This window comes from Massilia oculi, from assembly GCF_003143515.1.
Classification (GTDB): Bacteria; Pseudomonadota; Gammaproteobacteria; order Burkholderiales; family Burkholderiaceae_D; genus Telluria; species Telluria oculi.
Window position 1 is genome coordinate 1,730,508 of the sequence record NZ_CP029343.1, and the last position, 12,768, is coordinate 1,743,275.

The following is a 12,768-nucleotide window of genomic DNA, read 5'->3' on the forward strand; positions in this document are numbered from 1 at the left end:
TTTGGTCGAATTGACTATAACAACAAGGCATGAAAGTTGGCAAGCCTTTTGTCGCGCGTTACACGCTTGTACAGACAACAATCGGTTGCAGCAATCTGACATCCCTGGGTGCGCGTGGGCGCCACCTTACGCGCATCTTGCGCTATCTCATTCCAGACATGGCTACCGATGCAACAGTCGATTCAAGCCCGGCTGCCGCGCGTGTTGATTGTAGACACGACCAAGTGCCAGGGGAATTGATCTGCGATAAGGATCAAGCCCTCCACCCGCGCGGCATCCGAATCTTCCCATCCACTGGAGTGTCGGACCATGACTGAAACCCTGCTTTCCCGTTCCGTGCGCCGCCTGTTCGCGGGCGGCGGCGCCGCCGGCCTGGCGCTCGCCGGCCCCGTGCTGCTGGCCCTTCCCCACCCTGCCGTCGCCCAGGAGGCCGCTCCCGTGGCCCGGGTCGAGATCACCGGCTCGAACATCCGCCGCGCCCAGGCCGAGACCGCGTCCAGCGTGCTCACCGTCAACCGCAACGACATCGAGCGCTCGGGCAAGACCACGGTGGCCGAGCTGCTGCAGACCCTGGCGGTCGACAACCAGGGCTCGGTGCCGATGAGCTTTGGCAGCGGCTTCGCGGCCGGCGCCTCCGGTATCTCGCTGCGCGGCCTGGGGACGGCCTCGACCCTGGTGCTGCTCAACGGCCGCCGCATGGCGCCCTACGGCCTGGCCGACGACGGCCAGAAGGTCTTCGCCGACCTCAACGTGATCCCGACCGACGCCGTCGAGCGCATCGAGATCCTCAAGGATGGCGCCTCGGCCATCTATGGCTCGGACGCGATCGCCGGCGTGGTCAACATCATCCTGCGCCGCAACTTCCAGGGCACCAGCGCGCGCGCACTGTACGGCAGCGGCGAGGCCGGCGACGGCCAGCAGCACAACCTGGCCCTGGCCTGGGGCTTCGGCAACCTCGACACCGACCGCTACAACGTGCTGTTCAACGTCGAGTACAAGAACACGCAAGAGATCTGGTACCGCGACCGCGGCAACCGCGACTACATCGGCAAGATCGACCTGCGGCCCTATGGCTATTCGGCCCAGGAAGGCTTCGGCGGCACCGGCGCCATCACCGGCAACAACCAGTCGGGCAACGCCATCAACGGCAATGTGCGCAATCCCGACACGCTGGAATACTACAACCGCGGCAACCTGGCCGGGCCCGGCTTCACGCGCACCTTCCCGGGCGCCGCCTGCGGCAATTTCACCAGCCATCCGCAAGGCGATCCGGGCGGCGGCTGCCTGGTCGACTCGGCCTTCCTGTACAACCAGATCCAGCCCGACAGCGAATACCTGTCGCTGTACAGCCGCGGCACACTCAAGCTGCAGGGCAACACCGAGGCCTACGCCGAACTCAATCTGTACAACAGCCTGGCCCAGTCGAGCAGCACGCCGAACCCGATCGCGGCCAGCGTCGGCTATCCCGGCGGCCCGGTCAGCAACGCCGGCATCCAGCTCGGCGCCGAGCACCCCGACAACCCCTATTTCGGCCGCGCCGCGCGGCTGCGCTACCTGCCCTTCGACGTCGGCCCGCGCCAATCCGACATCTCCTCGACCTTCATCCGCGCGCTGTTCGGCGCGCGCGGCACCAGCGGCGCCTGGGACTGGGATACCTCGCTGCTCTATTCGCGCAGCAAGGTCGACAACGAGCGCCGCGGCTACCTGCTGCGCGACGCCACCTTCGCCCTGCTCGATCCGACGCCGGAGAACGTGGCCGCGGCCCAAGCCAATCCCGGCTACCGCGCCCTGCCGGCCGGCACCTACTGGCGCATCGCCGAAAGCGCGGGCCTCAATTCTCCGGCCGTCTACGCCGCCCTGTCGCCGACCATCGCGAACGACGCCGAGACCGAGATCGCCCAGGTCGACTTCAAGGCCACGCGCGAGATCGGCAAGCTGGCCGGCGGCGCCGTGGGCGTGGCGCTGGGCGCCGAGTTCCGCCACGAATCGGCGCGGCTGGATCCGACCGCCGGCACCGAGCGCGGCAACATCATCGGCCTGGGCTATTCGGCCTATGACGGTCAACGCAACGTGCTCGGCATTTATGGCGAAGTGCTGGCGCCGGTGCTGCCGGGGCTCGAACTTACCGGCGCCATGCGCTACGACCACTTCACCGACGTAGGGGATGCCTGGACCCCGAAGGTCGGCGTCAAGTGGAACCCGCGGCGCGAGCTGGCGCTGCGCGCCACCTGGGCCAAGGGCTTCCGCGCGCCCAGCCCGGCCGAAAACGGCGTTGGCGGCCTGGCGGCCTTCGCCAACGCCACCGATCCTGCCCGCTGCGCGCTGGGCGTGCAGACCGCCTGCAGCCCCGCATCGGTGTCGGTCATCACTTCGCCCAACCAGGACCTGAGCCCGGAGCGCTCGAAGAGCTGGAATATCGGCGCGATCTGGGACCCGCTGCCGCGCACCAGTTTCTCGCTCGACTTCTGGAACATCAAGCGCAAGAACGAGATCAACCAGCAACAGATCGACGCCGCGATCGCCGCCGGCGACGTGGCGCGCGACCCGAGCACGGCGGTGCCGACGATCCCGGGCGACCCCGGCGCGATCACGGCGGTGCTGGCGCGCTACGTGAACTCGGCCGAGACCGAGGTGCGCGGCATCGACCTGGACGCGCGCCAGGGCTTCGGGCTGCCCAACAACTGGGGCACACTGACCTTCGACGCCAAGTACACCTACCTGGACAAATGGGAGCGCACCGAGAGGGACGGCACCACGCGCGACTACGCTGGCACCCATGGTAACTGCGACGTCAGCAACTGCATGGGCACACCGGACCACAAGGCCAACCTGCGCGCGACCTGGGAGCGCGCCAACTGGCGCGTGTCAGCCAACCTCAACTACCGGGGGCCGATCGACAACACCTTCTTCAAGGACGATCCGGAAGGCTGCGCCAGCCGGTTCGCCAACGGCGACGACGCGCCGAGCGACTGCGAACTGGCCTCGTTCACCACGGTCGACCTGGTACTGCGCTGGAAGCCGCAGCCGCGCTGGGAAATCTACGGCTCGATCCAGAACGTGTTCGACAAGCAGGCGCCGCTCGATCCGCTGACCTATGGCGCGGTATCGTACAACCCGCTCGACTACTACGGCGCGATCGGCCGCTTCTTCACGCTGGGGGCGCGATACGCGTTCTGAGCTGGCGGCGGTCGAACGCGTGGACGGTGGAGGCCACCACCCTATGCGCATATCACGTAGGGTGGCCGGGTTTCCCGTCCACGCGTCCAACCCACGTCAATCGACCAGTCCACCCCATATCGACGGAACAGCCCTCAACCGCCGAAGTGATAATTCAACTCGACCCACCCGGTCCGCCCCGCCGGGCTGTAGCTGCCCACCGCATAATTGGGCCAGCCGCCGGTCGTGTCGTGCTTGATGCGATCGAACACGTTGTTGACGATGGCCGACAGGGTCAGGCGGTCGTTCACGCGATACACGACGCTCGCATTGACCAGCGTGGTCGGCGTCAGGTAGTCGGTCTGGGCCGAGTTCGGGATCTTGCCGTAGCGGGTCGCGAACACGGTCGACGACCAGGCGCCGCCGTTCCAGTTCAGGCTGGCCGCCAGCTTGTCCGGCCAATCCGAGCTGGTGAGCGAATTGAGTTCGTCGCGCACCGTGTCGCCGGCAAACTGTTTCGAGCGGCGGGTCAAGGTCTTCGAGTAATTGCCGCGCAAGGTGAACGTGCCCCAGGCCGCGGTGCGCAGCGCATAGCGGGCGCTGACGTCGATGCCGCTGCTCGATTCCTGCGCCGCATTGATCGGGTTGACGCGGATCTCGCGGATCTCGCCCGGACGCACCGGCGAATCGGTTGCGTAGCGCGTGATGCGCGAGATCGTGTCCACGCACAGCGAAGAACCGATGTCCAGCGAGCCCAGGCGGCAGGCCGCTTCGTCGCGCAGCAGTTGGTCGGCCGACAGATTGGTCACCAGGTCGTCGATCTTGATGTCCCAGTAGTCGATGGAGGCATCGAAGCTCGTGCTCGGCGACCAGACGATGCCGGCGCCATACGACTTGCCCTGCTCCGGCTTGAGGTCGGCGCTGCCGTACTGCACGTAGTCGGCGCCGGGCGAGTAGCTGGCGAATTCGCAGTTCGCCAGCGGCTGGCCGGTCACGCCGCAGCGGTAGTGGTCGGTGGTCGACGAGTAATAGCCGGTGCCGCGCGCCTTGTAGATGTAATTCATGTCCGGCGCGCGGAAGCTGGTGGCGTAGTTGGCGCGCACCAGCAATGCGCGCGTCGGCCGCAATTCCAGGCCGCCGGCGTAGGTGAACTTGCCGCTGTCGCGCTCGGCGAATTCATAACGGTCGTAACGGCCGGCCAGGGTCGCGGTAAGGATTTTGTGCAAGGGGATGCTGACCTCGGTGCCGAGCGCATAGCGGTTGCGGGTGCCGGCCGTGACCGCGGTGTTCGGCGCCAGGTTGAAGTAGCCCGCGTTGATGCGCTCGTCGGGCGCATTGGTAAAGCCCTGGCGGCCGGCCTCGGCCACCACCGCCAGTTGCAGCGGGCCGGCCGGCAGCTGCAGCAATTCGCCATTGGCGCTGGCCGATACCGTATGGGTCCAGGATTCGTCGTCGCTTTCGGCATAGCCGGTGATGGTCCCGAATTCGTCCGGGTTCACGCGGGTCGCCAGCCGCGCCTGGTCCGGCGCATAGATGGCGACGCCGCTCGCGTCCGTTCCCAATCGCGGCCCGAGGAAGAAGCTGTCGATGTTCGACAGTGCGCGCGGGGTCTTGCCCTTGCTCTCATACCAGGATGCGCTGTAGCCGGCTTCCCACTTCCAGCTGGTCCCGGGCACGATGCCGCGTGCGCCCAGCGAGGCGGCAACGGCGCCGTCTTCCCAGAAGCGGTTGTAGCGCGACAGGCCGCCCATCTCTTCCGGGGACATATAACGGGTCCAGGCTTCGTAATGGCCCGTGTTCCGGTTCAGGAAGTAGCCGTTGTTCAGCGAATTCGAGGTCCACGATGGGCCGCGCGTATTGTTGACGGTGTCGTTGTGGCCTAGCAGGACGTCGGCGAACAGCGTCGTGCTGTCGTCGAGTTCATAGGTGGCGCTGCCGAACGCATTCTTGCTCTGGTTCCGGGTCTGCACCGACCAGTAGGTCGGGCTGACCTTGTTGCTGGCGCAATAGTTGCCGGTACGCGATGCGTAGTTGACGACGCTGCCGCCGAACAGGTCGCCTAATTGCCCGCAGGTCGCGCCCGGATCGATGTAGCGGCCCACGGTGGCGTCGCGGCGCGACAGCATATTGGTAGGCAGGCCCGAGCGTTCGGACATGAAGTCGCGCTGGTAGGCGCCGATCGGATTGCGTTCCGAGAACTCGAGTGCGAACACGGTGCTCAGGCGATCGAACTGCCTGCCGCCGGTGAACTGCACGCGCCGCTCGGCGCCGCCGCCGCGGCTGGTGCCGCCCAGCTTGACGTTGACGTCGAAGCCTTCGGCCTTCTTCTTGAGGATGATGTTCACCACGCCGGCGATCGCGTCGGAGCCGTAGATGGCCGAGGCGCCGCCCGACAGGATCTCGATGCGCTCGACGATGGACGAAGGGATATTGGCAAGGTTGGTGAAGTTGACCGTGCCCTCGTAGGCGATCGGGAAATCGGCCAGTCGCCGGCCGTTGAGGAGCACCAGCGTGTGATTCGGCCCCAGGCCGCGCAGGCTGATGGTGTTGGCGGACGGCGTGAAGGTATTGCCGAAGTCGGCGCCCTGCACGAAGCCGCTGTTCTGCACCTGGTTGTTCAGGGCGTCGAACACGTTCTTGTAACCCTGGCGCGTGATGTCGTCGCCGGTGATGACGGTGACGGCCGACGGACCATCCAGCTGCGCCCGGGCGATGCGCGAGCCGGTGACGAGAACCGACGCGGGCGCGGCACTGGTGCTGGCAGCGGCGACTGGCGTGTCGGCGGAGGTCGACGCCGCCTGGGCGTGGGCGAGCAGCGGCGCGCCAATGGCGGCGGCCAGTAGATAAGTTTGTTTCATCATGGGCTTGTTTTTATTGGGGAACGAACTCTAACAAGCCGGCCAGTCAGTACAAACGAATTATTTTGAGCAACTTTATGAGAATAATGTTTGGCGCTGGCCGCGCCAATAAAAACGCCCGGCGCAAGGCCGGGCGTTCGTGTCTACGACAGGAAAAGCGGATCAGGCCGTACCGCCCACCGTCACCCCATCGATGCGCAGGGTCGGCTGGCCGACGCCCACCGGCACGCTCTGGCCTTCCTTGCCGCACACGCCGACGCCCGAATCCAGGCGCATGTCGTTGCCGATCATCGAGATGCGGTTCATCACGTCCGGACCATTGCCGATCAGGGTCGCGCCCTTCACCGGATAGGTGATCTTGCCGTCCTCGATCATATAGGCCTCGCTGGCCGAGAACACGAACTTGCCGTTGGTGATGTCGACCTGGCCGCCGCCGAAGTTCACCGCGTACAGGCCGTTCTTGACGGAAGCCAGGATTTCTTGCGGGTCCTTGTCGCCAGCGCGCATATAGGTATTGGTCATGCGCGGCATCGGCAGGTGGGCGAACGATTCGCGGCGCGCATTGCCGGTGACCGGCATCTTCATCAGGCGCGCATTCATCGTGTCCTGGATATAGCCCTTCAGGATGCCGTCCTCGATCAGCGTGGTGCACTGGGTCGGGTTGCCTTCGTCGTCGATGTTCAGCGAACCGCGGCGGTCCTGCAGGGTGCCGTCGTCGACCACGGTCACGCCCTTGGCCGCCACGCGCTGGCCGATCATGCCGGCATACGAGGACGAGCCCTTGCGGTTGAAGTCGCCTTCCAGGCCGTGGCCGACCGCCTCGTGCAGCAGCACGCCGGGCCAGCCCGGTCCCAGCACGATGGTCATCGGACCGGCGGGGGCCGGACGCGCCTCCAGGTTGACGCAGGCCGACTTGACCGCCTCGGTGGCGTAGCGGTCGAGCACCTCATCGTCGAAGTATCCATAGTCGAAACGGCCGCCGCCGCCCGAGGAGCCGACTTCGCGCCGGCCGTTCTGCTCGGCGATCACGGTCACCGACACGCGCACCAGCGGACGGATGTCGGCCGCCAGCACGCCGTCGCTGCGCACCACCAGCACCACGTCGTATTCGCCGGCCAGGCCCGCCATCACCTGCACCACGCGCGGATCTTTTGCGCGCGCCATTTTTTCCACGCGCTCGAGCAGCTTCACTTTCGCGGTCGCGTCGAGCGAAGCCAGCGGATCGTTGGGCAGGTACAGTGAACGGCCGCCGGTCGGCAGCGCGCTGCCGGCCACCTTGATGCGGCCGGCGCCGGCGCGCGCGATGGTGCGCGTGGCGGTGGCGGCGTCCAGCAAGGCGCGCTCGGAAATCTCGTCGGAATACGAAAACGCCGTCTTGTCGCCCGAGATGGCACGCACGCCGACGCCCTGGTCGATCGAGAAGCTGCCGGTCTTGACGATGCCTTCTTCCAGGCTCCAGCCTTCGCTCTTGGTGAACTGGAAGTACAGGTCGGCGTAGTCGACCTTGTGCGTAAACATCGTCCCCAGCGCGCGCAGCAGCTTGCCCTCGTCGAGGCCGAATGGCGTCAACAGCACGTCGCGGGCGACGGCGATGGAGGAAAGGTTCGGTTCGAATGGAGTCATGGTTGCGTTCGGTATTTTCTGGGATAGGTCATTGTGCCATATCCAGTTCTTTCACACTGGACGCATGCTGGACGCGTCCATGCAGTCCTTACATCTTGCGGTGACGCAATGCCGGCAAGCTCTCGCGCACCCCGGCCAGGTAGGCCGGATCGAGCTCGCCGCTGATCACGCCCTCGCCCTCCGGCAGCACCGCCTTGACTTCGCCCCAGGGGTCGACCAGCATGCTGTGTCCATAGGTGCGGCGGCCGTTGACGTGCGTCCCGCCCTGGGCCGCGGCCAGCACATAGCACTGGTTCTCGATCGCGCGGGCGCGCAGCAGCACTTCCCAGTGCGCGCGGCCGGTGGTGTGAGTGAAGGCGGCCGGCACGATATTCAGGACACAGTCGCCCATCGCGCGGTACAACTCGGGGAACCGCAGGTCGTAGCACACCGACAGGCCGACCCGGCCGAACGGCGCATCGAACACGCCCACCGTCTCGCCCGGCACGATGGTGCGCGCTTCGTCATACGACTCGGTCCCCTTGTTGAAGCCGAACAGGTGGATCTTGTCGTAGCGGCTCATCGACCGGCCCTGCGGGTCGTACACCAGCGTGGTGTTGAGCACCTTGCCGGCTTCTGGCGAGACCATCGGCAAGGTGCCGCCGACCAGCCAGATCCCGTGTTCGCGCGCCAGTTCGGCCATGCATTCCTGGATCGGGCCGCTGCCCGGCCGTTCCGCATGCGCGACCTTGTCGGCATCGCCCATGCCCATGATCGGCCAGTATTCCGGCAAGGCCACCAGGGTGGCGCCCCGGCCGGCGGCCTCGGCCACCAGGCGGCGCACGGTGGCCAGGTTTTCGCCGACCTCGGGGGTGGAAACCATCTGGATCGCGGCTACGGTCGTCATATCACTCCTTCTTGGCTGGCTCAGTGGCTGGTGCAGTGGCGGCCGCCGCCGGGTTATCGATCTTCGTGATGACCGGCGCCTTCCACGGCCCCGTCACCTGCATTTCATAGGTCAGCGCCTTCATCACCGGCGCGCGCAGGAACAGCTGGGCCAGATAGCCCCCAGGCCGATCACCGGGTTGACCGCCAGGCCATACACCAGCGGTCCGGTGCCCAGGTTGAATTCAGGGATCACCACCACGCGCAGGTTGGTCGATTCGTTGGCGATGTCGGCGCTGCCGTCCATCAGGACGGTGGCCGCCACCCCATGCATTTTAAGATTGTCGGTGCGCACCACCCCGCGCTGGATCATGGCATTGGCGCTGATGCCGTCGAACGCCAGGCCTTCCGAGAACACGTCGTGGAAATCGAGCTTGAGCAGGCGCGGCAGCGCTTGCAGGCTGAGCACGCCCAGCAGCTTGGCGGCGCCCGGATCCTGCTTGAGGAACTGGCCCGATTCCACGTTCATCTCGATCTGGCCCGACAGGCTCGGGATGTCCATCGCATACGGCAGGCCGGCCCAGGAGATATCGCCGCTCAGGGTGCCGTTGCCGCGCCCGATCGTGCCGGGAAAGCCCAGGCGGTCGAGCAGCTTGCCGGCGTCGTCCAGGTGGAGCGCGAAATTCAGGCTGGTATTGCTCTTGCCATCCTTGGTCAGCCAGCGTCCGTTCGCTTTCAACTGGCCATCCGGATTGGCGAGCAGGACGCGGTCGATGCGCCACTCGCGGCCCGCCAGCGCGCGTACATTGCTGGCGCGCAGTTCCAGCCGGCCGAGGCGCTTGTCGAACAGCTCGAACTGGTCGGCCACGATGTCGAGCGAGGGGATGGTGGCGCTGGCGCCCCGGTTCGACTCCAGCAAGTCCTTGACCTCGGCCTCGGCCGATTCGGGAATCGTGAGCGAGGCCAGGCGCGCCGTGACCTTGCCCAGGCCGCTACGCGTCTCGGTCCAGGTGAGGTAGCCGCTGGCCTGGCGCGAATGCAGGTTCGCCTGCCAGGTATCGCGCGTGTGGGTGGCGCCGACCACCACGTCGGCCACGCGCCGCTCGCCGATGGTCAGTTCGCTGATGCGTCCGGCCAGCACGGTCGGCAGGATGTACTGGGTGAAGTCGGCGCCGCCTCCGGCAGCCGGCGCCGGTCCCGCCATCGCGCCCGGCGCCGGCAAGGCGGCGCCGGCATCCGCATCCGCCCCGGCGCCGGCGATGGCGCGCCCGGCCGCCAGCCAGTGGTCGATATTGAGCGCTTGCGAGTCGACGTGGACCATCATGCCTTCGTCCGGCAGCGGCGCCGGCACGTTGACGCCGATGCCGCCCTGGGTCACCCGCCAGGGGCCCTTGCCCTGCTTCTCGCGCAGGTAGCGCGCCGCCAGGTTCGGGCCGACGCCGACGCGGATCTCGTCGCGCCCCAGGCCGGCCATGGTGGGCGCACCTTCCAGCACGAAGCTGAGCGGCAGGCTGGCGTCCGCGGCCTTGTTCAGCGGGTGCGGCAATTCGACGCCCAGGCCCGACAGGCTGGAGTCGATGGCGATCGTGCGCCGGCCTTCGCGCACCACGATCGTGCCGGTGTAATGGGTGCTGCCCGACAGGCGCTCGGCCAGGCGTCCCAGCGCCGGCGCCGGCGCCGTGCGGCGCATGCCCTCGGCCGACAGCACGCCGTCGAGCAGCACCCGGGTGCTGCCGTCGCGCTGGGTGCCGCCGGCCACCGAGACCGGCTCGCCCAGGAAGTTCGCGCGGATCGCCTCCAGGCCGAAGCCGTGATCGTGGAAATCGATCCGGCCCTGGGCGCTTTGCAAGGTCGGCAGTTCGGGGAACAGGCTGACGTCGTTGTTCTGCAGTTGCAGGCTGCCCTGGACCTTGGTGTCATGCAGGTGCGACAGCGGCATGCGCAATTTCAGGCCCAGCTTCGCATTGCCGCTGCCGCGCGTGTCTTCGGTGAAGTGGTCGATCCAGTCCAGCACCGGCGTCACCGACACATAGCGCAGGAATTCCTGCAGCGGCCCGGCGCCCTGGCCGTCGATCTCGAGCATCATGTTCTCGTGGGCGCCGAGATCGGGGATCACCGCCTTGACGTTGGACAGCGCCACGCCCAGGGTGCGCAGGGTCTTGCCATGGATCTCCATGCGCGCCCGGTCGAATGCGATGCTGCCGTCGATCGCCTCGGCCAGCGGCCACAGCGGCGTGCCGTCCGGATGGCGGTGGCCGGGAGCGTATTCGAGGCGCGCCCCTTCCAGCCGGCCGCTCACATTGAATTCGCCGCGCGCGCGCTCGGCGGCGTTGGCGGCCTTGAACGGGAAGTGCGCCAGGTCACCGCGCAGGCGCAGGCTGGCGTCGCGCAGGCGCCCGCCCTGCAGGGCGCCGACCAGCCAGTCGTGCAGGCTGTGCGGGGTGGCGAGCGGCAGGAAGCGTCCGATCTGGTCGATCGCGAAGCCGTCCAGGCTGCCGCTGAAGTCGGCGGTTCCAGGACCGTGGCCGGGCGCCAGCGGCAGCACGTGGCGCCCCGAGATCTCGCCGCTGAACCCGCCCTGGCGGAACGTCAGGTCGTCGACTTCGACTTCCAATTGCTGCCCCGGATCGAACTCCCAGCTGGCCTTAAGCGCCAGCCGGTCGAACGGCATGCGCGGCTCGGCGAACCAGGCCGGCATGAACAGCGCCAGTCCCTGCGAGTCCAGCGCCACGCTGCCGCCACGTTCGTTCGCGTCGATGTGGCCGCTCAGGTGCTCGAAGCCGGGCGTGGCGGGCCGCGCCGGCAGCGCCGGGACGCCGCCCTGGGCGGCCCGGGCCGGGCGCGCGGCGACCGCATTCAGGGCCAGGTCGGCGACGTCGCCGCGGATGCGCCAGCCGCTCACGTTCGGGTAGCGCCCATCCCATTCGGCGCTGACGTCCTGCAGCATGCCGCGCGGCGCATAGTCGGCCAGCAGCTGGCGCTGCACCGGCGTGACCGGCAGGTACTGGGCCAGCGCCGCCAGCGCGCCGATGTCGAGCCCGCGCGCGCGCAGCGCGCCACGTTCGGGTTGGCCGTTCTTCGCGGGACGCCAGGTTTGTTCGAGCGTGGCCGGCGGCAGCGCGCGGCCGCCCTCCACCACCACCGCGAAATGATCGAGGCGGATCGTGTGGCCGTGGGCGCCGAAGGTCGGCTTGCCGTCGGCCCCGTTCGGCAGCAATTCCTCGCGCGCCGACAGGCGGCCGCTGACGCGCGCCAACCGCAGCGGCGCGATGTCCTTGCCGAGGCGCGCATTGACCCCGGCCAGGGCCAGGTCGGCGGTGAAGCCGGCCAGGCGCGCCTGGTCGAAGCCGAGCCAGGCGCGCAGCGAACCGCGCCCCCGCTCGAGCTGGATCGGATAATCGACGAAGCGCCTCCAGGCGCCGAGGTCGACGTCGCGCAGGTCTGCGTACAGCTCGCCCTTCCAGCGCAGCACGTCCGACGGCCGTTCGCCGAAGCGGTGGCGGAACTGGGCGCGCACGTCGATCGGGCTGCCCAGCGCGCGCGGCGGCGTGGCCTGCAGCGCGAAGTGGTGGGTGCCCCAGCGATTGAGCAAGGCCAGGGTCACGCCTTCCAGCGCCAGCGGCGGCGTGCCGCGCAATTCATCGGTCCAGTCGACCCGGCCGTCGCGAATCACGATCTCGCGCTGGCGCAGCAGCCAGTCGGCGCCACCGCCGCCGGTCTTGTTGGGGTCGAGCCGGATGCCGGCGACGTCGATCACGCCATCCAGGCCGCGCCGCACCGCCAGCTGCGGCCCCTTGATCTCGAGCGAGGCGAAGCGCGGCTCGAAAGCGGCCACGCTCCACCAGCCCAGGGTCGCATCGACCTGCGGCAGCGCCAGCACCTGGCGCCCGTCGCGGTCGTGCAGGCGCACCTCGGCCAGCGAAAGCGCCGGCCGCAGGCCGTGCCACGAAGCGGCCAGGCGCGCAATCGTGACCCGGCTGCCGAGGGCATTGCCGGCCATGCGCTCGATGTCGCTCTTGTACAGGTCGATGTTTGGGAGGATGGCGTAGCGCAGCACCAGGAACAGCACGGCGAGCGCGAAATACACCAGCAGCACGAGCTTGATGGTAAAGCCAAGCACGTGGTGCGACGCCAGGTTGGCCATGCGGTAGGCCGAACGCAGCCGCCGCCAGCGCACGGCGAGCGGCGATGCCGCAGCGGGCGCCTGCGGATCCGGGTTGTGCATCAAGGTGCTAATAACAAAGGCTCGCCGTAAAGTTAACTCTTG

At 67.8% G+C, this 12,768-nt stretch carries 6 protein-coding genes; 1 reads left to right on the forward strand and 5 read right to left on the reverse strand.

What is annotated here, in order from left to right; all coding sequences use genetic code 11:
- The first annotated feature begins 309 nt into the window (after positions 1-309).
- The gene (locus DIR46_RS08120; protein ID WP_109344790.1) at positions 310-3,177 is read left to right on the forward strand and encodes a TonB-dependent receptor; all 2,868 of its coding nucleotides are present in this window, start codon (positions 310-312) and stop codon (positions 3,175-3,177) included.
- Positions 3,178-3,311: 134 nt separating this feature from the next.
- On the opposite strand, the gene DIR46_RS08125 is transcribed toward DIR46_RS08120, so the two are convergent.
- From DIR46_RS08125 to DIR46_RS08140, 5 genes are all read right to left on the reverse strand, one after another.
- The gene (locus DIR46_RS08125) at positions 3,312-6,017 is read right to left on the reverse strand and encodes a TonB-dependent receptor plug domain-containing protein (protein WP_229446541.1); all 2,706 of its coding nucleotides are present in this window, start codon (positions 6,015-6,017) and stop codon (positions 3,312-3,314) included.
- A gap of 159 nt (positions 6,018-6,176) precedes the next feature.
- The gene (gene tldD / locus DIR46_RS08130; protein WP_005668528.1) at positions 6,177-7,637 is read right to left on the reverse strand and encodes a metalloprotease TldD; all 1,461 of its coding nucleotides are present in this window, start codon (positions 7,635-7,637) and stop codon (positions 6,177-6,179) included.
- Between the two features lie 88 nt (positions 7,638-7,725).
- Complete coding sequence (locus tag DIR46_RS08135) at positions 7,726-8,523, reverse strand: carbon-nitrogen hydrolase family protein (RefSeq protein ID WP_109344791.1); 798 nt, start codon at positions 8,521-8,523, stop codon at positions 7,726-7,728.
- Between the two features lies 1 nt (position 8,524).
- Positions 8,525-8,647: a hypothetical protein gene (locus tag DIR46_RS27610; RefSeq protein WP_282433182.1), complete on the reverse strand. Its 123-nt coding sequence runs from the start codon at positions 8,645-8,647 to the stop codon at positions 8,525-8,527.
- Positions 8,647-12,726, reverse strand: a complete 4,080-nt coding sequence (locus tag DIR46_RS08140; protein ID WP_229446542.1) for a YhdP family protein — start codon at positions 12,724-12,726, stop codon at positions 8,647-8,649. The genes DIR46_RS27610 and DIR46_RS08140 overlap by 1 nt, the downstream gene beginning before the upstream one ends.
- Positions 12,727-12,768: the final 42 nt, after the last annotated feature.

What these genes read in the sequence shown, in the direction of transcription:
- DIR46_RS08120 (WP_109344790.1), top strand. Translation starts at nt 310, where the DNA reads ATGACTGAAACCCTGCTTTCCCGTTCCGTGCGCCGCCTGTTCGCGGGC.
- DIR46_RS08125 (WP_229446541.1), bottom strand. Translation starts at nt 6,017, where the DNA reads ATGATGAAACAAACTTATCTACTGGCCGCCGCCATTGGCGCGCCGCTG.
- tldD (WP_005668528.1), bottom strand. Translation starts at nt 7,637, where the DNA reads ATGACTCCATTCGAACCGAACCTTTCCTCCATCGCCGTCGCCCGCGAC.
- DIR46_RS08135 (WP_109344791.1), bottom strand. Translation starts at nt 8,523, where the DNA reads ATGACGACCGTAGCCGCGATCCAGATGGTTTCCACCCCCGAGGTCGGC.
- DIR46_RS27610 (WP_282433182.1), bottom strand. Translation starts at nt 8,647, where the DNA reads ATGAAGGCGCTGACCTATGAAATGCAGGTGACGGGGCCGTGGAAGGCG.
- DIR46_RS08140 (WP_229446542.1), bottom strand. Translation starts at nt 12,726, where the DNA reads ATGCACAACCCGGATCCGCAGGCGCCCGCTGCGGCATCGCCGCTCGCC.